Source organism: Streptomyces sp. MZ04, from assembly GCF_004684775.1.
Taxonomy (GTDB): domain Bacteria; phylum Actinomycetota; class Actinomycetes; order Streptomycetales; family Streptomycetaceae; genus Streptomyces.
In genome coordinates, this window is record NZ_SRIC01000016.1 from 20457 (window position 1) to 41011 (window position 20555).

Genomic DNA, 20555 nt, shown 5'->3' on the forward strand with positions numbered 1-20555 from the left:
GCTCTGGAAGTTATCCACAGGCCCGGCCCTCCGGACGCCGCCGCCCGGCACCCCAGTCGAACAGGGTGCCGGGCGGCGTATGAACGGAGACGGCTACCGGACGAAGACTCCCGCCTGGTTCGCCAGATCCAGGAAGTACTGCGGGGCCACACCGAGCACGAGCGTCACCGCGACACCCACGCCGATCGCGGTCATCGTCAGCGGCGAGGGCACGGCGACGGTCGGGCCGTCCGCCTTCGGCTCGCTGAAGAACATGAGCACGATCACACGGATGTAGAAGAACGCGGCGATCGCGGACGAGATCACACCGACCACGACCAACGCGCCCGCGCCACCCTCGGCCGCCGCCTTGAAGACCGCGAACTTCCCGGCGAACCCGGAGGTCAGCGGGATGCCGGCGAAGGCGAGCAGGAAGACCGCGAAGACGGCCGCGACCAGCGGCGACCTGCGGCCGAGCCCCGCCCACTTCGACAGGTGCGTGGCCTCGCCGCCCGCGTCCCGCACCAGCGTGACCACGGCGAACGCCCCGATCGTCACGAAGGAGTAGGCCCCCAGGTAGAAGAGGACCGACGAGATGCCGTCCGGGGTCATGGCGATGACACCGGCGAGGATGAAGCCCGCGTGCGCGATCGACGAGTACGCGAGCAGCCGCTTGATGTCGGTCTGGGTGATCGCGACGATCGCGCCGGCCAGCATCGTGAGGACCACGACGCCCCACATCACGGGACGCCAGTCCCAGCGCAGGCCCGGCAGGACCACGTAGAGCAGCCGCAGCAGCGCGCCGAAGGCGGCCACCTTCGTCGCCGACGCCATGAAGCCGGTCACCGGGGTCGGAGCGCCCTGGTAGACGTCCGGGGTCCACATGTGGAACGGCACGGCGCCGACCTTGAAGAGCAGCCCCATGACGACCATCGCGGCGCCGATGAGGAGCAGCGCGTCGTTGCCCATGGTGTCGGCGAGCGCCGGGTCGACCGTCTGGATGCTGCCGTCGACGACCTTCGCGATGGTGCCGTACGACACCGAGCCCGCGTATCCGTAGAGCAGCGCGATCCCGAAGAGCATGAAGGCGGAGGAGAAGGCGCCGAGCAGGAAGTACTTGACGGCGGCTTCCTGCGACATCAGGCGCTTGCGGCGGGCGAGCGCGCACAGCAGGTAGAGCGGCAGCGAGAAGACCTCGAGGGCGATGAAGAGCGTCAGGAGGTCGTTCGCCGACGGGAAGACGAGCATCCCGCCGATCGCGAAGAGGGCCAGCGGGAACACCTCGGTGGTGGTGAACCCGGCCTTCGTGGCGGCCTGTTCGCCCTCGCTGCCGGGCACGGCCCCGGCCTGCGCGACGAACGAGTCGACGCGGTTGCCGTGCGCCGCCGGGTCGAGCCGCCGTTCCGCGAAGGTGAAGATCGCGACGAGTCCCGCGAGGAGGATCGTGCCCTGCAGGAAGAGCGCGGGTCCGTCGACGGCGATGGCGCCCATCGCGGCGATGTGCGCCTTCGTCGTGCCGTATCCGGTGGCCGCGAGCCCGACGACCGCGGCGAAGGCCGCGGTGAGGGCGACCACCGCCACGAACACCTGCGCGTAGTACCGCGTCTTGCGCGGCACGAAGGCCTCGATGAGGATCCCGAGGACCGCCGCGCCGATGACGATCAACGTCGGTGACAGCTGGGCGTACTCGATCGTGGGAGTGTCGATCTTGTCGATCTGATCCTGGGGCGCCGCGGCCGACGCCATTGTCCACAGGCTGTGGACAGCCGATGCGCTCACTTGGCCGCCTCCACGTCGGGCTTCGGGTCCTTCTGCTGTACGTCGGACATGGTGTGCTCGACCGCCGGGTTCACCAGCTCGGTGAGCGGCTTCGGGTAGACGCCGAGGCCGATCAGGAGCGCGATCAGCGGGGCGACGACGACCAGTTCCCGCACCCGCAGGTCGGGCATGGCCGAGACCTCCGGTTTCACGGGGCCCGTCATCGTCCGCTGGTACAGGACGAGGGTGTAGAGCGCGGCGAGCACGATGCCGAACGTCGCGATGATCCCGGCCACCGGATAGCGCGCGAACGCGCCGACCAGGACCAGGAACTCACTCACGAACGGGGCGAGCCCCGGCAGCGAGAGCGTCGCGAGACCGCCGATCAGGAAGGTGCCGGCGAGCACCGGAGCGACCTTCTGCACGCCTCCGTAGTCCGCGATGAGCCGCGAACCGCGCCGCGAGATCAGGAATCCGGCGACCAGCATCAGGGCGGCGGTCGAGATGCCGTGGTTGACCATGTAGAGCGTCGCGCCGGACTGGCCCTGCGAGGTCATCGCGAAGATGCCGAGAATGATGAACCCGAAGTGCGAGATCGACGCGTACGCCACAAGCCGCTTGATGTCGCGCTGGCCGACGGCGAGCAGCGCCCCGTACACGATGCTGATCAGGGCGAGTACGAGGATGACCGGCGTCGCCCACTTGCTCGCCTCGGGGAAGAGCCCGAGGCAGAACCGCAGCATCGCGAACGTGCCGACCTTGTCGACAACTGCCGTGATCAGTACGGCGACCGGGGCCGTGGCCTCGCCCATCGCGTTCGGCAGCCAGGTGTGCAGCGGCCACAGCGGCGCCTTCACCGCGAAGGCGAAGAAGAAGCCGAGGAAGAGCAGCCGCTCCGTGTTGGTCGCCATGTCGAGCGTGCCGTTGGCCCGCGCTTCGGTGATCTCCTGGAGCGAGAAGTTCCCCGCCACCACGTAGAGCCCGATCACGGCGGCCAGCATGATCAGGCCGCCGACCAGGTTGTAGAGCAGGAACTTCACGGCCGCGTACGAGCGTTGCGCCGACGCGTTCTCGTCGCTGCCCGCGTGGGCGCGGTCTCCGAAGCCGCCGATGAGGAAGTACATCGGGATGAGCATGGCTTCGAAGAAGATGTAGAAGAGGAAGACGTCGGTGGCCTCGAAGGAGATGATCACCATCGCCTCGACGGCGAGGATCAGGGCGAAGAAGCCCTGAGTCGGCCGCCAGCGCGAGGACTTGGTCTCCAGGGGGTCGGCGTCGTGCCACCCGGCCAGGATGATGAAGGGCATCAGCAGGGCGGTGAGCGCGATGAGCGCGACACCGATGCCGTCCACCCCGAGCTCGTACCGCACCCCGAAGTCCGCGATCCAGGAACGGGACTCGGTCAGTTGATAGCGGGCCCCGTCGGGGTCGAACCGCACGAGCACGGTCACGGCGAGCGCGAGCGTCGCGAGCGAGACGAGCAGCGCGAGCCACTTGGCGGCGCCGCGCCGTGCGGCCGGGACGGCTGCCGTGGCGATCGCGCCGACCGCGGGCAGCGCCGCCGTCGCTGTCAGGAGAGGAAAGACTGTGCTTGCTTCAGACATCCGGTATCAGACCGCCCTCATCAGCAGGGTCGCGGCGATGAGTACCGCAGCGCCGCCGAACATCGAGACCGCGTAGGAGCGGGCGTAGCCGTTCTGCAGTTTGCGCAGCCGCCCGGAGAGGCCGCCGACCGAGGCCGCCGTGCCGTTGACGACTCCGTCGACCAGGGTGTGATCGACGTACACCAGGGACCGCGTGAGGTGCTCGCCGCCGCGCACCAGGACGACGTGGTTGAAGTCGTCCTGGAGGAGGTCGCGGCGGGCCGCCCGGGTGAGCAGCGAGCCGCGCGGGGCGGTGACCGGGACCGGCCGGCGTCCGTACTGGACGTAGGCGAGGGCCACACCGATGACCAGGACGACCATCGTGGCGCCCGTGACCGTGGCGGCGCTGAGCGGTGAGTCGCCGTGGGCGTGCTGGGTGACCGGCTCCAGCCAGTGCATGAAGCGGTCGCCGATGCTGAAGAACCCGCCCGCGAAGACCGACCCGAAGGCCAGCAGGATCATCGGGATCGTCATCGACTTGGGCGACTCGTGCGGGTGCGGCTCATTGCCTTCCGCATCCGGCTGCCAGCGCTTCTCTCCGAAGAAGGTCAGCAGCATCACGCGCGTCATGTAGTACGCGGTGATGGCCGCGCCCAGGAGCGCCACCGAGCCGAGGATCCAGCCCTCCGTGCCGCCCTTGGCGAACGCCGCCTCGATGATCTTGTCCTTGGAGAAGAAGCCGGACAGACCGGGGAAGCCGATGATCGCGAGATAGCCGAGGCCGAAGGTCACGAAGGTGACCGGCATGTACTTCCTGAGGCCGCCGTACTTCCTCATGTCGACCTCGTCGTTCATGCCGTGCATGACCGAACCGGCCCCGAGGAAGAGCCCGGCCTTGAAGAAGCCGTGCGTCACCAGGTGCATGATCGCGAAGACGTACCCGATGGGGCCGAGGCCCGCGGCCAGGATCATGTAGCCGATCTGGGACATCGTCGACCCGGCGAGGGCCTTCTTGATGTCGTCCTTCGCGCAACCGACGATCGCACCGAACAGGAGCGTGACCGCGCCCACGACGGTGACGGCAAGCTGGGCGTCCGGTGCGGCGTTGAAGATCTCTCCGGAGCGGACGATCAAGTACACGCCCGCGGTGACCATCGTCGCCGCGTGGATCAGGGCCGAGACCGGGGTCGGGCCCTCCATCGCGTCGCCGAGCCAGGACTGCAGCGGCACCTGGGCGGACTTGCCGCACGCGGCGAGCAGCAGCATCAGGCCGATGGCCGTGAGCTTGCCCTCGCTCGTCTCACCCGTCGCCTCAAGGACAGGACCGAAGGCGAACGTCCCGAAGGTGGTGAACATCAGCATGATCGCGATCGACAGGCCCATGTCGCCGACCCGGTTGACCAGGAAGGCCTTCTTCGCGGCGGTGGCCGCGCTGGGCTTGTGCTGCCAGAAGCCGATCAGGAGGTACGAGGCGAGGCCCACGCCCTCCCAGCCGACATACAGGAGCAGGTAGTTGTCGGCGAGGACCAGCAGGAGCATCGCCGCGAGGAACAGGTTCAGATAGCCGAAGAAGCGGCGGCGCCGCTCGTCGTGCTCCATGTACCCGATGGAGTAGATGTGGATCAGCGTGCCCACACCGGTGATCAGCAGGACGAACGTCATCGACAGCTGGTCGAGCTGGAAGGCGACGTCCGCCTGGAAGCCCTCCACGGGGATCCAGCTGAACAGGTGCTGCGACAGGGAGCGCTCCTCGGCGCCCTTGCCCAGCAGGTCGGTGAAGAGCACGACACCGACGACGAAGGAGGCGGCCGCGAGCAGCGTGCCGAGCCAGTGGCCCACGCGGTCCAACCGCCGCCCGCCGCACAGCAGTACGGCCGCTCCGAGCAGAGGCGCCGCTACGAGCAGCGCGATCAGGTTCTCCACTTTTCAGCGACCCCTTACAGCTTCATCAGGCTGGCGTCGTCGACCGAAGCCGAGTGGCGGGAGCGGAACAGCGACACGATGATCGCCAGGCCGACCACGACCTCCGCGGCGGCGACGACCATCGTGAAGAAGGCGATGATCTGGCCGTCGAGGTTGCCGTGCAGCCGGGAGAAGGCGACGAAGGCGAGGTTGCACGCGTTGAGCATCAGCTCGATACACATGAACACCACGATCGCGTTCCGCCTGATCAGCACGCCGGTGGCGCCGATCGCGAACAACAGCGCCGCGAGATACAGGTAGTTGACCGGATTCACTTCGACGCCTCCTCGGCCTGGGACGACCGCTCGAGGCGCTCCGTGGAGCGCTGCTCCAGCGCCCGCAGATCGTCGAGCGCCTCGTCCGACACATCACGGATCTGGCCGCGCTCGCGCAGCGTCTTGTTGACCGTGAGCTCCGACGGGGTGCCGTCCGGGAGCAGGCCCGCGATGTCCACGGCGTTGTGCCGTGCGTAGACACCGGGGGCGGGCAGCGGCGGCACGTGGCTGGAGCGCACGCGCGCCTCGGACATCTCGCGCTGCGTCTTGGCGCGCTCCGTGCGCTCGCGGTGGGTGAGCACCATCGCGCCGACGGTGGCGGTGATCAGCAGCGCGCCGGTGATCTCGAAGGCGAAGACGTACTTCGTGAAGATGAGCTCGGCGAGCCCCTCCACGTTGCCGCCCGCGTTCGCCTTGGAGAGGCCCGCGAACTCGTTCACCGAAGCGTTCCCGATCCCCGCGAACAGCAGGATCGCGAAGCCGAAGCCGCACAGAGCGGCCAGCCAGCGCTGGCCCTTGATGGTCTCCTTCAGGGAGTCGGCGGCGGTGACGCCGACGAGCATGACCACGAAGAGGAAGAGCATCATGATCGCGCCGGTGTAGACGACGACCTGGACGATGCCCAGGAAGTACGCGCCGTTGGCGAGGTAGAAGACCGCCAGGATGATCATGGTCCCGGCCAGGCAGAGCGCACTGTGCACGGCCTTCTTCATGAGGATCGTGCACAGGGCGCCGATCACGGCGACCGTGCCGAGCACCCAGAACTGGAAGGCCTCACCGGTGGAGGTGGTGTAGGCGGCGAGCTCGCTCATCCTGCCGCCCCTTCCGCCTCGGGGGCCTTCTCGCCCTTGCTGACGGCCACTTGGGGCACCGTGCCGGGCGCGGCCTCGGTGACCAGGCCGCGGTAGTAGTCCTGCTCGTCCGTGCCCGGGAAGATCGAGTGCGGAGTCTCGACCATGCCTTCCTCCAGGCCGGCGAGCAGCTGCTCCTTGGTGTAGATGAGGTCCGCGCGGGTGCTGTCCGCCAGCTCGAACTCGTTCGTCATCGTCAACGCGCGCGTGGGGCACGCCTCGATGCACAGGCCGCACAGGATGCAGCGGGCGTAGTTGATCTGGTAGACGCGGCCGTAGCGCTCGCCCGGGGAGTAGCGCTCCTCTTCGGTGTTGTCCGCGCCCTCCACATAGATGGCGTCCGCGGGGCAGGCCCAGGCGCAGAGCTCACAGCCGATGCACTTCTCCAGGCCGTCCGGATGGCGGTTGAGCTGGTGCCTGCCGTGGAAGCGGGGAGCGGTGGTCTTCTCCTGCTCCGGGTACTGCTCGGTCAGCCGCTTCTTGAACATGGCCTTGAAGGTCACGCCGAAGCCCGCGACGGGGTTCTGGAACCCCTGCTTCGATTGGTTCGACTCGTGGGTCGAGTCCTCGTTCGGCTCAGCCATCGGACGCCTCCTTTCCGTCACTTTGAGTATCCGGCCCACCACTGACAATCAACTCCCGCTCCTGGCGCGAGCGTCGGCGCGGCACGGGCGGCAGGCTCTGTCCGGGCAGCGGTGGGACCGGGAATCCGCCCGCCATCGGGTCGAAGGCGACCGGCTCCTCCTCGACTGCCGCTTCCTTCTCGCGTTTGTCGCGGAAGATGTCGACGACGACGGAGAGCAGAAGCAGTGCGATGACTCCGCCGCCCACATAGAGCGCGATCGAGGTGAAGTCGTAATCCTCGTTCCGCATCACCCTGACCGTGGCCACGAGCATCAGCCAGACGACCGAGACCGGGATCAGGACCTTCCAACCGAGCTTCATCAGCTGGTCGTAGCGGACGCGTGGCAGCGTGCCGCGCAGCCAGATGAAGAAGAACAGCAACAGCTGGACCTTGATCACGAACCAGAGCATCGGCCACCAGCCGTGGTTCGCGCCCTCCCAGAAGGTGCTGACCGGATACGGGGCCCGCCAGCCGCCCAGGAAGAGCGTGACCGAGACCGCCGAGACGGTGACCATGTTGACGTACTCGGCGAGCATGAAGAGCGCGAACTTGATGGAGGAGTACTCGGTGTTGAAGCCACCGACGAGGTCGCCCTCGGACTCCGGCATGTCGAACGGCGCGCGGTTGGTCTCGCCGACCATCGTCACGATGTAGATCAGGAACGAGACGGGAAGCAGCAGGATGTACCAGCGGTCCGCCTGCGCCTCCACGATCGCCGAGGTCGACATCGACCCGGAGTAGAGGAAGACGGAGGCGAAGGCCGCGCCCATCGCGATCTCGTACGAGATCATCTGCGCGCAGGAGCGCAGGCCGCCGAGGAGCGGATAGGTGGATCCAGAACTCCAACCCGCTAGCACGATGCCGTAGATGCCGACCGAGGCGACCGCGAGGATGTAGAGCATCGCGATCGGCAGGTCGGTGAGCTGCATCGTGGTGCGCTGGCCGAAGATCGAGACTTCGTTGCCCGCGGGCCCGAAGGGGATCACCGCGATCGCCATGAAGGCCGGGATCGCGGCGACGATCGGGGCAAGGATGTAGACCACCTTGTCCGCGCGCTTGACGATCAGGTCTTCCTTGAGCATCAGCTTGATGCCGTCCGCGAGGGACTGCAGCATGCCCCAGGGGCCGTGCCGGTTGGGGCCGATGCGCAGCTGCATCCAGGCGACGACCTTGCGCTCCCACACGATGGAGAAGAGCACCGTCACCATCAGGAACGCGAAGCAGAAGACCGCCTTGACGGCGACCAGCCACCAGGGGTCACGGCCGAACATGGACAGGTCTTCCGCCGCAAGCGGCACCACGGTGTGCATCACGACGTCACCTCCGGGGCCTCAGTGGGCTCCGGCAGGACCGCCGGGCCGATGCGGACGAGGTCGCCGGGGCGCGCGCCGGTGTCCGAAGTGACGCCTCCCCCGGTCGAGTTCAGCGGCAGCCACACCACGCGGTCCGGCATCTCCGTGACGTGGAGCGGCAGCTCGGTGGTGCCCGCGGGGCCGCTGACGGCGAGGATGTCGCCGTCCTTGACCCCGGCCTCCGCGGCGGTGGCCGCCGAGAGCCGGGCGAGCGCCGCGTGCCGCGTCCCCGCGAGCGCGTCGTCCCCCTCCTGGAGGCGGCCCTGGTCGAGCAGCAGCCGGTGCCCCGCGAGAACGGCCTCTCCGGAGGCGGGCCTCGGCGGCTGAGCACCCGTCTCCAGGGGCTCGGTGGCGTGCGGCCCGTCCCAGCCGCCGAGCCGGTCCAGCTCGCGCCGGGCGGTGTTCAGGTCCGGAAGGCCCAGGTGTACGTCACCGGCGTCGGCCAGCATGTGCAGCACCCGAGCGTCGCTGGGTGCGAGCATGCGCGTCATCTGGTCGGGCTTGAGCGCGGCGCCGAAAAGACGGGCCCTGCCCTCCCAGTTGAGGAAGGTGCCCGGCTTCTCCGCGACGGCGGCCACGGGCAGGACGACGTCGGCGTGCTCGGTGACCTCGCTGGGGCGCAGTTCGAGCGAGACCAGGAAGCCGATCTCCTCGAGGGCCTCACGCGCGCGCGGCGGGTCGGGAAGGTCGGCGACCTCCACGCCCGCCACCAGGAGCGCGCGCAGCTCGCCGGTCGCGGCGGCCTCGACGATCTGGCCGGTGTCGCGGCCGTAGCGGTGCGGGAGTTCGGCGACGCCCCAGGCGGCAGCGACCTCTTCCCGCGCACGCGGGTCGGTGGCCGGACGCCCGCCGGGAAGCAGCGAGGGCAGCGCGCCCGCCTCGACGGCGCCGCGCTCCCCCGCCCTGCGCGGGATCCACACCAGCTGGGCGCCGGTCGCGGACGCGGCCCGCACGGCGGCGGTGAGCCCGCCCTGCACGGCGGCGGTGCGCTCGCCGACGACGATCACCGCGCCCGAAGTGCGCAGCGCCTCGGCCGCCTTGGCCCCGTCACCTTCGAGGCCGACCCCGGCCGCGAGCGCGTCGAGCCACTCCGTCTCGGTGCCCGGAGCGGCCGGCAGCAGCGTGCCGCCCGCCTTCTCCAGGCCGCGGGACGCGAAGGTCGCCAGCGAGAAGGTCCGCTGGCCGTGCTTGCGCCAGGCCTTGCGGAGCCGCAGGAAGATCCCGGGCGCCTCCTCCTCGGACTCGAGTCCGACGAGCAGGACGGCGGGTGCCTTCTCCAGTGCCGTGTACGTGACTCCGGTGCCGTCGAGGTCCCGGCCCCGGCCCGCGACGCGCGCGGCGAGGAAGTCGGCCTCCTCGCTGCTGTGCACGCGCGCGCGGAAGTCGATGTCGTTCGTGTCGAGCGCCACGCGCGCGTACTTGCTGTACGCGTACGCGTCCTCGACGGTGAGGCGCCCGCCGGTCAGCACACCGGCACGGCCGCGCGCGGCGGCGAGTCCGGTGGCCGCGGCTTCCAGGGCCTCGGGCCAACTGGCGGGCTCCAGAACGCCGTCCGTGTTGCGCACCAAGGGAGTGCTGATCCGGTCCGGCTTCTGCGCGTAACGGAAGCCGAAGCGACCCTTGTCGCAGAGCCACTCCTCGTTGACCTCGGGGTCGTCCTGCGCGAGGCGCCGCATGACCTTGCCGCGCCGGTGGTCCGTGCGGGTCGCGCAGCCGCCGGAGCAGTGCTCGCACACCGAGGGCGACGACACCAGGTCGAAGGGCCGGGAGCGGAAGCGATACGCCGCCGAGGTCAGCGCACCGACCGGGCAGATCTGGATGGTGTTCCCGGAGAAGTACGACTCGAAGGGGTCGCCCACGCCCGTGCCGACCTGCTGCAGCGCGCCCCGCTCGAGCAGCTCGATCATCGGGTCGCCCGCGATCTGGTTGCTGAACCGGGTGCAGCGCGCGCACAGCACGCACCGCTCACGGTCGAGAAGGATCTGCGTGGAGATCGGGACGGGCTTCTCGAAGGTCCGCTTCTTGCCCTCGAAGCGGGAGTCCGGGTCACCGACCTGCATCGCCTGGTTCTGCAGCGGACACTCGCCGCCCTTGTCGCAGACCGGGCAGTCCAGCGGGTGGTTGATGAGCAGCAGCTCCATCACACCGCGCTGTGCCTTCTCGGCGACCGGCGACGACAGCTGCGACTTCACGACCATGCCGTCGGTGCAGGTGATGGTGCAGGACGCCATCGGCTTGCGCTGGCCCTCCACCTCGACGATGCACTGGCGGCAGGCGCCCACCGGGTCGAGCAGCGGGTGGTCGCAGAACCGGGGGATCTCGATGCCGAGGAGCTCGGCGGCCCGGATGACCAGCGTCCCCTTGGGGACGCTGATCTCGATGCCGTCGATCGTCAGCGACACGAGATCTTCCGGCGGAACGGCCGCCTCGCCCCCTCCGGAGGGAGCGCTGTTGGTGGTCACTGTCATGCGTTCACCTCCGTGTGCTTGTCGGCCCAGAGCGTCGACTTGGCCGGGTCGAGGGGGCAGCCCTTGCCGGTGATGTGCTGCTCGTACTCCTCGCGGAAGAACTTGAGCGAGGAGGAGATCGGTGCGGCGGCGCCGTCGCCGAGGGCGCAGAAGGACTTGCCGTTGATGTTGTCGGCGATGTCGTTGAGCTTGTCGAGGTCGCCCATGACGCCCTTGCCGGCCTCGATGTCGCGGAGCAACTGGACCAGCCAGTACGTCCCTTCGCGGCAGGGCGTGCACTTGCCGCAGGACTCATGGGCGTAGAACTCGGTCCAGCGGGTGACGGCCCGCACGACGCAGGTCGTCTCGTCGAAGCACTGCAGCGCCTTGGTGCCGAGCATCGATCCGGCGGCGCCCACGCCCTCGTAATCAAGGGGGACGTCGAGGTGCTCGTCGGTGAACATCGGCGTCGAAGAGCCGCCGGGTGTCCAGAACTTGAGCCGGTGGCCCGCCCTGATCCCGCCGCTCATGTCGAGCAGCTGGCGCAGCGTGATGCCGAGCGGCGCCTCGTACTGACCGGGATTGGTGACATGCCCGCTGAGCGAATAGAGCGTGAAGCCCGGGGACTTCTCGCTGCCCATCGATTTGAACCAGTCTTTTCCGCGATTCAGGATCGCGGGAACCGACGCGATGGACTCGACGTTATTGACAACAGTGGGGCATGCGTAGAGGCCCGCGACGGCAGGGAAAGGGGGACGCAGTCGCGGCTGGCCACGGCGGCCTTCGAGCGAGTCGAGCAGCGCGGTCTCCTCACCACAGATGTACGCGCCCGCGCCCGCGTGCACGGTGAGTTCCAGATCGAGTCCGCTGCCCAGGATGTTCTCGCCCAGGAATCCCGCCTCTTTCGCCTCACGCACGGCCTCGTGCAACCTCCGCAGCACGGGGACGACTTCACCACGCAGATAGATGAAGGCATGCGAAGAGCGGATCGCGTAGCACGCGATCACGATCCCCTCGATGAGGGAATGCGGGTTCGCGAAGAGGAGCGGGATGTCCTTGCAGGTCCCCGGCTCCGATTCGTCGGCGTTGACAACTAGATAGTGAGGCTTTCCATCGCCCTGCGGAATGAACTGCCATTTCATTCCGGTGGGGAATCCCGCCCCGCCCCGACCGCGCAGGCCGGAGTCCTTCACGTACGCGATGAGGTCGTCCGGCGCCATCGCCAAGGCCTTGCGCAGGCCCTCGTACCCGTCGTGCCGCCGGTAGGCGTCCAGCGTCCAGGACTTCTCCTCGTCCCAGAACGCCGAAAGGACCGGCGCGAGCAGCTTCTCCGGGCTCGTCTCGTGGTCGATCTCGGCTGCCAAGGTCATCACTCCCCCTCCTCGGTGCCCGTGCCCGTGCCCGACGTCGACTCGTCACGCGGGTGGACGACCCGCGGCTGTGCCAACTCGCCCTTGGCGAGCCGCAGTCCGATCAGAGAGGCGGGCCCTGCGCCGCCGCTCGCCTCGACGGCGCCGGGACGCTCGTCGGGGAAGCCCGCCAGAATCCGGGCCGTCTCCTTGTACGTGCACAAGGGGGCGCCGCGGGTCGGCTCGACCTGCACTCCCGCGCGCAGGTCGTCGACGAGCCGCTTGGCGGTCTCGGGGGTCTGGTTGTCGAAGAACTCCCAGTTGACCATCACGACGGGAGCGAAGTCGCAGGCCGCGTTGCACTCGATGTGCTCCAGCGTGACCTTGCCGTCCTCTGTGGTCCCCTCGTTGCCGACACCCAGGTGCTCCTGGAGCGACTCGAAGATCGCGTCGCCGCCCATGACGGCGCACAGCGTGTTGGTGCAGACACCGACCTGGTAATCACCGGAGGGCTTGCGCCGGTACATCGTGTAGAAGGTCGCCACCGCGGTGACCTCGGCCGTGGTCAGGCCGAGCACGTCCGCACAGAAGGCCATGCCGGTCCGCGTGACGTGGCCCTCCTCCGACTGCACCAGGTGCAGCAACGGAAGGAGCGCGGAGCGGGAGTCGGGGTAGCGGGCGATGACTTCCTTGGCGTCCGCTTCGAGCCGGGTCCGTACGTCGGCCGGGTAGTCGGGGGCGGGGAGTTGGGGCATGCCCAGGCTGACGCCCGCGCCCTGCTGGGAAGGGGTGGTGGTCACCGGTCGACGCCTCCCATCACGGGGTCGATGGACGCGACGGCGACGATGACATCGGCGACCTGGCCGCCCTCGCACATCGCCGCCATGGCCTGCAGGTTGGTGAAGGACGGGTCGCGGAAGTGGACCCGGTAGGGGCGGGTGCCGCCGTCGGAGACGACATGCACCCCGAGCTCGCCCTTGGGCGACTCGACGGCGGTGTACGCCTGCCCGGCCGGGACCCTGAAGCCCTCGGTCACCAGCTTGAAGTGGTGGATCAGGGCCTCCATGGAGGTGCCCATGATCTTCTTGATGTGGTCGAGCGAGTTGCCGAGACCGTCGGGCCCGAGCGCCAGTTGGGCAGGCCAGGCGATCTTCTTGTCGGCGACCATGACCGGGCCCGGGGCGAGCTGGTCCAGGCACTGCTCGACGATGCGCAGCGACTGGCGCATCTCCTCCAGGCGGATCAGGAAGCGCCCGTAGGAGTCGCAGGTGTCGGCGGTCGGCACGTCGAACTCGTAGTTCTCGTAACCGCAGTAGGGCTGCGACTTGCGCAGGTCGTGCGGGAGGCCCGCGGAGCGGAGCACCGGGCCCGTGGCGCCGAGGGCCATGCAGCCCGCGAGGTCCAGATAGCCGACGTCCTGCATGCGGGCCTTGAAGACGGGGTTCCCGGTGGCGAGCTTGTCGTACTCGGGAAGGTTCTTCTTCATCTGCTTCAGGAACTCGCGGAGCTGGTCCACGGCGCCCGGCGGCAGGTCCTGGGCGAGTCCGCCGGGCCGGATGAACGCGTGGTTCATCCGCAGGCCGGTGATCAACTCAAAGATGTCGAGAACGAGTTCACGATCACGGAAGCCGTAGATCATGATCGTCGTCGCGCCGAGCTCCATGCCGCCGGTGGCGATGGCTACCAGGTGCGAGGAGATGCGGTTGAGCTCCATCAGGAGCACGCGCAGGACCGAGGCGCGGTCCGGGATCTGGTCCTCGATGCCGAGGAGCTTCTCGACGCCGAGGCAGTAGGCCGCCTCGTTGAAGAACGGCGTCAGATAGTCCATGCGCGTGACGAACGTCGTGCCCTGCGTCCACGTGCGGTACTCGAGGTTCTTCTCGATGCCCGTGTGCAGATAGCCGATGCCGCAGCGGGCCTCGGAGACGGTCTCGCCCTCGATCTCGAGGATCAGCCGCAGCACGCCGTGCGTGGAGGGGTGCTGCGGCCCCATGTTGACGATGATGCGCTCGTCGTCGGACCGGGCGGCGGACTGGACGACCTCGTCCCAGTCGCCGCCGGTGACCGTATATACGGTCCCCTCGGTCGTCTCCCGAGCGGCGGATGCGTGTGAAGTGCTCATCAGCTGTACGACCTCCGCTGGTCCGGAGCCGGGATCTGGGCGCCCTTGTACTCGACGGGGATGCCGCCGAGGGGGTAGTCCTTGCGCTGCGGGAAGCCCTGCCAGTCGTCCGGCATCATGATCCGCGTGAGGGCCGGGTGACCGTCGAAGATCAGGCCGAAGAAGTCGTACGTCTCGCGCTCGTGCCAGTCGTTGGTCGGATAGACCGTGACCAGCGAGGGGACGTGCGGATCGGCGTCAGGGGCACTGACTTCGAGCCGGATCAGGCGGTTGTGGGTGATCGAGCGCAGGTGGTAGACGGCGTGCAGCTCGCGGCCCTTGTCCTCGAGGAAGTGCACCCCCGAGACGCCCGTACAGAGCTCGAAGCGCAGGGCCGGGTCGTCGCGCAGGGTCTGGGCGACCCGGAGCAGGTGCTCGCGCGCGATGTGGAAGGTGAGCTCGCCGCGGTCGACGACCGTCCTCTCGATCGCGCTCGTAGGGACGAGGCCCTGCTCCTCCAGGGCTCCCTCCAGCTCGTCGGCGACCTCGTCGAACCAGCCGCCGTAGGGACGCGCGGAGGCGCCCGGCAGGGTGATGGTCCGCACGAGCCCGCCGTAGCCGGACGTGTCGCCGCCGTTCTCGGCGCCGAACATGCCCTTGCGTACGCCGATGACCTCGCCGGCCGCGTCGCGGGGAGCCGGGACGCCGTTCGCGTCACCGTTCCCGTTCCCGTTCAGGTGCTGGTCGCTCACCGCAGCAGCCCCTTCATCTCGATGGTGGGGAGCGCCTTGAGGGCCGCCTCCTCCGCCTCGCGGGCCGCTTCCTCGGCGTTGACCCCGAGCTTGGAGCCCTGGATCTTCTGGTGGAGCTTGAGGATGGCGTCCATCAGCATCTCGGGCCGCGGCGGACAGCCGGGCAAATAGATGTCAACGGGGACAATGTGGTCCACGCCCTGCACAATCGCGTAATTGTTGAACATCCCGCCCGATGACGCACAAACCCCCATGGAAATGACCCACTTGGGGTTCGGCATCTGGTCATAGACCTGCCGCAGGACGGGCGCCATCTTCTGGCTCACCCGCCCGGCCACGATCATCAGGTCCGCCTGGCGCGGTGAACCGCGGAAGACCTCCATGCCGAAGCGCGCCAGGTCATAGCGCCCGGCCCCCGTCGTCATCATCTCGATGGCGCAGCACGCGAGGCCGAAGGTCGCGGGGAAGACGGATGACTTGCGCACCCAGCCCGCGGCCTGTTCGACGGTGGTCAGCAGAAAACCGCTCGGCAGTTTCTCTTCGAGTCCCATGCTCTTTTGCCCCTCAGACCCTTAGTCCCATTCCAGGCCGCCGCGCCGCCACACGTACGCGTACGCGACGAAGACGGTGAGCACGAAGAGCAGCATCTCCACGAGCCCGAAAATCCCCAGCGCATCGAAGGTGACGGCCCAGGGGTAAAGGAAGACGATCTCGATGTCGAAGACGATGAAGAGCATCGCCGTCAGGTAGTACTTGATGGGGAATCGCCCACCGCCGGCCGGAGTCGGCGTCGGCTCGATACCGCACTCATACGCCTCGAGCTTGGCGCGGTTGTACCGCTTTGGACCGATAAGCGTGGCCGCGACCACGGAGAAGATCGCAAAGCCTGCCCCGAGGGCTCCCAGCACGAGGATGGGCGCATAGGCGTTCACGCTCCTCGCTCCTCTCAGTCGGCACTGACTGTTGGCGGTTGCGTTGGACCGAGGCCCGCGAAGATCGCGTACATGTGAAGCAGGTCACAAGCCCAACTGCCCCGCATCTTATGCCCGCCGGTCTGTGATCTGCGACACGGGGTGCGACAACGGCTTTGTGATCTCCACCACCTGACGAAGGATCATGAAGTCGGATGAGCGGTGATCTTCATACGCGAAGCGCCTGAGTGATCACCAGAGGTGACATCTCAGCGAGTTACCCCTGGTCGAGAGGGGGTCGCCCTATCAAGGGAAGTCACCCGCAAGCAAATTGGTGCTGGACACATCCGCTTGATAGCGGCGCCGCGTTCACACTTTGGCGGGAGTGGTGTGGACGGATGTGGACGTGTGCACCGATTCACGAGCGAGGCCCACCCCGCTTCACGAGCGAGGCCCGCCCCGCTTCACGAGCGAGGCCCGCCCCGCTTCACGAGCGAGATCCGCCCCGCTTCACGAGCGAGGCCCCCCCGATTCGCGAGCGAGGTCCACCCCGCGACCCCGTGCGGGGATTCGGTGCCCGGCGCGCGGGGATTCGGTGCCGGGCAACACACCCGAAATCTGCGGGAGATCTCAGGAAGGTCTCGGCGGGATCTCAGGGAGATCCCCTAGGGCCTCCGTTGTGACCTGCGCCACAGCACCCGTCACGCTCGAGAAGTCGGGCTTGGCCAACCGCCTCAACGGGTGGTAGTCCATGGGCAATTCGGACGTATCACTGAAAGCCCATGATCACAGGCGTGATCGCCGTTGTCCGCATTGCCCGTTACGGCGTCAATAAGAAGTGACACGCCCGGGATTCAGGGCCGTCGTGGGCAACTGTGGCGCAGCACACGTTTCTTGAAGGGAACCCGGACTCCCTGATAGCGGTTGTTCTCATGTCCCACACCGCTCACATACCCAGCCACCGGAAGCCCCGTCGCAGCGCCTCGAAGATGGCCCTGCGCGCCGGAGTTGCCGGTGGCGTCCTCAGCACCCTGGCAGTGGCCGCCGCCGCTGGCACGGCGAACGCCGCCGAGCCGGTGACCGAGACCATCGAAATGCCCACGCTCACCACGGATCTGTCGACGCAGATCGCGCAGTCCGCGGACGCCACGCAGCAGGCCGCCGACAGCTACGAGCTCCGCGCCGAGCAGGACGCGGCCGCCGTGAAGGCCGCGAAGCAGGCCAAGGAAGACCAGGCGCAGGCCGAGAAGAAGGCCGAGGCCAAGGCGAAGGCCGAGGCCGCCGCCAAGAAGAAGGCGGAAGAGGAGCGCGCGTCGCGCGCCGCCGAGCGCACCACGCTCAGCGCCACCGCCGGCTCCGGTGCCTCCGCCGATGTGGCCGCCCCGGCCAGCGGCAGCGTCGGCACGGTCATCAGCTTCCTCAAGGCCCAGCTCGGCGACGCGTACGTCATGGGTGCCTCCGGGCCCAACGCCTGGGACTGCTCCAGCCTCGTCCAGGCCGCGTTCAAGCAGGCGGGCGTGGACCTTCCGCGCGTCTCGCAGGACCAGTCGGTCTCCGGTACGCCGGTCGCGCTCTCCAACGTCCAGGTGGGCGACATCCTTTACTGGGGTGGCGCCGGTTCCGCGTACCACGTCGGTGTGTACATCGGTAACGGCCAGTACCTCGACGCCGCCAACCCCAGCAAGGGCGTTGTCGTCCAGGACCTGTCGGGTTACCCGGCGAGCGGCGCCGTGCGCGTCCTCTGAGGGCCCTCACAGCCCATAGAGCCACAGAGAAGGGCCGGGAACCCCCAGCGGGGTTCCCGGCCCTTCTGTGCGCTTCTGGTGAAGGCTCAGCCCTTCGGGGAGAGCTCACCCATCTCGGACCAGCTGCTGCCCGGGATCTCGGTGTGGATGATCTCCGGTGTCGCGGCGATCAGCTCGGACATCGTCTCCATGGCGGTCTTGAAGTGGTCGGACCCGACGTGCACCGCGCCCGCCTCCTGCGAGGCGAAGCCCTCCAGGAGGACGAACTGGTTGGGGTCGTCGACGCTGCGGGACCAGTCGTAGAAGAGGTTGCCCTCCTCCGCGCGGGTGGCCGCGGTGAACGCGGCGGTCCGCTCCAGCCAGCTGTCGCTGTACTCGGGGCGGACGGTGAACTTGACGGCAATAAAAATCATGCGTCCATTTTGCACCGTCTCGCCCGGAGTCCGCGCCGCTACGCCTTCGGGGCCACCTTGGTTCTCCCGAGTTACGGACATACTGCTGATCCTAGGGGGTGCCTATGAACCTGGAGAGTTTGAGGGGACTAAGGGGAGGGCTGTACGCGCGGAAGAGCGCGTACCGCGGGAAGACGAAGAGGCAAGGGCGATCCGTACGCGAGCAACTCGACGCCGGGCAGGCGGATGCGGATCGCTTCGAGGTCCCCGTCGTGAAGACGTTCGTCGACGACGACAGATCCGCCTCGATCTACCGCGCACGAGAGCGCGAAGAGTTCGAGAGCATGATCCAGTGGATCAACGAGAAGCGACTCGACATCGTGTTCGCTTGGGCATCCACCCGTCTTCAGCGAGACCTCGCGGTGTACGCCCGGCTCCGCGACGCATGCGCAGCCAACGGCGTCCTGTGGTGCTACGGCGGCAAGGTCTACGACCTGACCAACAAAGACGACCGACTGCAAACCGGCCTTCACGCCTTGCTCGGCGAGAACGAAGTCGAAGAGATGCGCAACAACGTCCTAAGGACGTTGCGAGCCAACGCGGCGAACGGGCGCCCGCACGGGCAGGAGGGGTACGGGTACCGCCGCGTCTACGACCCGCGGACTCGCGCTCTACTCAGGATCGAGGTCGAGCCGGCCGAGGCGAAGATCATCGGTGAACTGTGCAAGCGCGTGGCGGCGGGCGATGCCTACTCCGTCATCGCACGCGACTTCAACCTGCGGGGCGTAACGCCCCCGGCCCGGCAGTGGCGCAAAGAGCACATCGGGCGCCTGGCCGAGTGGCGCGAAGAGCTCCCCGAGAACGCATTGATCCACCCCGACTGGGTCCAGTACATCAAGGAACACGCGCACTTGCAGACTGAGGCACGGCAGCGCCTCAAGAACGGCGACACCGAGCTTGCGATTTCGCAGGACTTCAACGAGCGGCAAGAGCCGCTGGTGCTGGCTCGGTGGCACCCGGCAACGATCGTGGACTACGCCAGCCATCCCCGATACGTCGGCGTGCGCACGCACCACGGCAGGGCTACCGCCGAGGGAATGTGGCCGAAGATCGTCAAGAAGGCCACCCATGCGCGCTGCCTGGCGATCATCAAGGAGCGCAAGAGGAAGCCGCACAACTCGCGACCAGGGCGGGCAGTGAACTGGCTCTCCGGAAGCATGGTCTGCGACGTGTGCTCTGTCGCCGTTGGTTCCGGGCGCAACAAGTACGGGCCCTACTACCGCTGTATGCAACCGAAGGTCGAGGGGCGGTTCGGCGGCAAGGGTTACCACGTCTCCGCCATGACGGCCTCTATAGACGAGTACGTCGAGCAGAAGCTGTTCGCATGGCTCTCGTCGCCACAGTTCGTCGAGGCGTATACCAAGGGCGATGACGAGCTCATGAAGCAAGCGGAAGAGGCCGACGCCGAGGTCACGTTGTTGAGGGCACGCCTGACCGAGTTCCGGGAGAGTGCCATCGCCGGTAAGACGTCCGCGGAGAGTCTCGCAGTGATTGAGGCGGGCCTGCTGCCAAAGATCGAGGAGGCCGAGACGAGAGCAAAGTCGCTGAAGACTCCCTCTTTGGTGCGTGATTTGGTGGGTGCGACGCCGGAAGAGGTCGCCACGGCATGGGTCGACATACCGATGCCTCAACGGCGCCTCGTTGCCGAGACTCTGCTCGATGTCCGGCTGAAGAAGGCCCCGAGAGGGGGCAGCATGCCGGCCGAACAGCATGTGACCGTGGTCCCGAGACTGGCGGTTGCAGCGTAGTACTGAGCAAGCCGGAGGGCCACACAGGCAGTTCCGTATGGCCCTCCGGCTTGCTCAGTACTTACCGGGGCCCTGCATAGGAGCGTGCTGGTTCCGCTGTGTGGGGGGCTGCTGGGCGGTTTGATCGGCTAAGCCGTTCAGCACGAATTCGAGGGCGGTGGCACCGTGTGGGGTGATGTGCCGGTCGTCGATTGCGATCTTTAGGTCGTTGGCGCTTGCTCGTACGACTGCTGGCGCTCCGTCGTCGAGTCGGGTACGGATCACGGAAATCACTATCGCCCCCCTTGCGCGGTGCGCCTCATTCGAGGGGCGTGCGCGTACCTGGCGTTTGAACTCTTGTGTCTTGGTCGGTCAGCCCCACGAGGTGTCGGCGCCAGTCGCTGCGGCCATGTCCGTCATCGACTCGCCGCTCGGAGCCAGCTCGCTCGGGACACCGGGAGTACCCCACGAGGTGTCGGTCGGGGAGCCCCAGGAAGTGTCGCCGGGGGTTCCCCACGAGGTGTCCGACGCCTGAATCGTGCGCGGCTCGGGTGCGCCTGTGAGGGCAAGGGTGCCAGCGGTGGCGAGGCTGCCAGCAAGGAGCAGGGGCGCGACGAGCTTGCGGAGCAGGTTAGTTCGGGCCATGGGTGGATACACCTTCCGGGAATTGCCACTCGAACAGTCGT

18 protein-coding genes are annotated in these 20555 nt (G+C 67.9%); 2 read left to right on the forward strand and 16 right to left on the reverse strand.

From position 1 onward, the window contains the following. Positions 1-93: 93 nt before the first annotated feature. The 14 genes from nuoN to E2651_RS06085 are packed head-to-tail and all read right to left on the reverse strand — an operon-like array spanning position 94 to position 15966. Positions 94-1758, reverse strand: coding sequence for an NADH-quinone oxidoreductase subunit NuoN (nuoN, locus tag E2651_RS06020; protein ID WP_135329943.1), 1665 nt, complete (start codon positions 1756-1758; stop codon positions 94-96). Then, the gene (locus E2651_RS06025; RefSeq protein WP_135329944.1) at positions 1755-3341 is read right to left on the reverse strand and encodes an NADH-quinone oxidoreductase subunit M; all 1587 of its coding nucleotides are present in this window, start codon (positions 3339-3341) and stop codon (positions 1755-1757) included. The genes nuoN and E2651_RS06025 overlap by 4 nt, the downstream gene beginning before the upstream one ends. 6 nt (positions 3342-3347) lie before the next feature. Continuing rightward, on the reverse strand, positions 3348-5243 hold the full coding sequence (nuoL, locus tag E2651_RS06030; protein WP_135329945.1) for an NADH-quinone oxidoreductase subunit L: 1896 nt from the start codon (positions 5241-5243) through the stop codon (positions 3348-3350). Positions 5244-5257: 14 nt separating this feature from the next. Continuing rightward, a complete protein-coding gene (gene nuoK / locus E2651_RS06035; RefSeq protein ID WP_016640174.1) occupies positions 5258-5557 on the reverse strand; it encodes an NADH-quinone oxidoreductase subunit NuoK in 300 nt (99 codons plus the stop codon). Further along, positions 5554-6369 carry an NADH-quinone oxidoreductase subunit J gene (locus E2651_RS06040; RefSeq protein WP_135329946.1) on the reverse strand — a complete coding sequence of 272 codons (816 nt, stop codon included), beginning with the start codon at positions 6367-6369 and terminating at the stop codon, positions 5554-5556. The genes nuoK and E2651_RS06040 overlap by 4 nt, the downstream gene beginning before the upstream one ends. Then, positions 6366-6992: an NADH-quinone oxidoreductase subunit NuoI gene (nuoI, locus tag E2651_RS06045; protein WP_135329947.1), complete on the reverse strand. Its 627-nt coding sequence runs from the start codon at positions 6990-6992 to the stop codon at positions 6366-6368. The genes E2651_RS06040 and nuoI overlap by 4 nt, the downstream gene beginning before the upstream one ends. Next, entirely contained in the window at positions 6985-8343 is a 1359-nt protein-coding gene (nuoH, locus tag E2651_RS06050) for an NADH-quinone oxidoreductase subunit NuoH (RefSeq protein ID WP_245238606.1), read from the reverse strand. Before nuoH ends, nuoI begins: the two co-directional genes overlap by 8 nt. Beyond that, complete coding sequence (locus E2651_RS06055) at positions 8343-10853, reverse strand: NADH-quinone oxidoreductase subunit G (RefSeq protein WP_135329948.1); 2511 nt, start codon at positions 10851-10853, stop codon at positions 8343-8345. The genes nuoH and E2651_RS06055 overlap by 1 nt, the downstream gene beginning before the upstream one ends. Continuing rightward, positions 10850-12202 (reverse strand): NADH-quinone oxidoreductase subunit NuoF, encoded by a 1353-nt coding sequence (gene nuoF, locus E2651_RS06060; RefSeq protein ID WP_135329949.1) that lies wholly within the window; start codon positions 12200-12202, stop codon positions 10850-10852. The genes E2651_RS06055 and nuoF overlap by 4 nt, the downstream gene beginning before the upstream one ends. Beyond that, positions 12202-12981 carry an NADH-quinone oxidoreductase subunit NuoE gene (nuoE, locus tag E2651_RS06065; RefSeq protein ID WP_245238602.1) on the reverse strand — a complete coding sequence of 260 codons (780 nt, stop codon included), beginning with the start codon at positions 12979-12981 and terminating at the stop codon, positions 12202-12204. The genes nuoF and nuoE overlap by 1 nt, the downstream gene beginning before the upstream one ends. Continuing rightward, the gene (locus E2651_RS06070; RefSeq protein ID WP_135329950.1) at positions 12978-14303 is read right to left on the reverse strand and encodes an NADH-quinone oxidoreductase subunit D; all 1326 of its coding nucleotides are present in this window, start codon (positions 14301-14303) and stop codon (positions 12978-12980) included. Before E2651_RS06070 ends, nuoE begins: the two co-directional genes overlap by 4 nt. Beyond that, positions 14303-15019, reverse strand: coding sequence for an NADH-quinone oxidoreductase subunit C (locus tag E2651_RS06075; protein WP_245238608.1), 717 nt, complete (start codon positions 15017-15019; stop codon positions 14303-14305). Before E2651_RS06075 ends, E2651_RS06070 begins: the two co-directional genes overlap by 1 nt. Before the next feature lie 11 nt (positions 15020-15030). After that, positions 15031-15585 carry an NADH-quinone oxidoreductase subunit B gene (locus E2651_RS06080; RefSeq protein WP_005313804.1) on the reverse strand — a complete coding sequence of 185 codons (555 nt, stop codon included), beginning with the start codon at positions 15583-15585 and terminating at the stop codon, positions 15031-15033. 21 nt (positions 15586-15606) lie between these two features. Beyond that, complete coding sequence (locus E2651_RS06085; protein ID WP_135329952.1) at positions 15607-15966, reverse strand: NADH-quinone oxidoreductase subunit A; 360 nt, start codon at positions 15964-15966, stop codon at positions 15607-15609. Positions 15967-16877: 911 nt separating this feature from the next. Here E2651_RS06085 and E2651_RS06090 point away from each other — a divergent pair. Further along, a complete protein-coding gene (locus tag E2651_RS06090) occupies positions 16878-17690 on the forward strand; it encodes a C40 family peptidase (RefSeq protein ID WP_135329953.1) in 813 nt (270 codons plus the stop codon). Between the two features lie 86 nt (positions 17691-17776). Here the strand turns inward: E2651_RS06090 and E2651_RS06095 are convergent, their stop codons facing one another. Beyond that, positions 17777-18103, reverse strand: coding sequence for a putative quinol monooxygenase (locus tag E2651_RS06095; protein WP_135329954.1), 327 nt, complete (start codon positions 18101-18103; stop codon positions 17777-17779). 104 nt (positions 18104-18207) lie between these two features. Between E2651_RS06095 and E2651_RS06100 the strand changes: the two genes are divergently transcribed. Beyond that, positions 18208-19890, forward strand: a complete 1683-nt coding sequence (locus E2651_RS06100; RefSeq protein ID WP_135329955.1) for a recombinase family protein — start codon at positions 18208-18210, stop codon at positions 19888-19890. A 351-nt stretch (positions 19891-20241) separates the two neighbouring features. Here the strand turns inward: E2651_RS06100 and E2651_RS06105 are convergent, their stop codons facing one another. After that, positions 20242-20514 carry a hypothetical protein gene (locus tag E2651_RS06105; protein WP_135329956.1) on the reverse strand — a complete coding sequence of 91 codons (273 nt, stop codon included), beginning with the start codon at positions 20512-20514 and terminating at the stop codon, positions 20242-20244. Between the last annotated feature and the right edge of the window lie 41 nt (positions 20515-20555).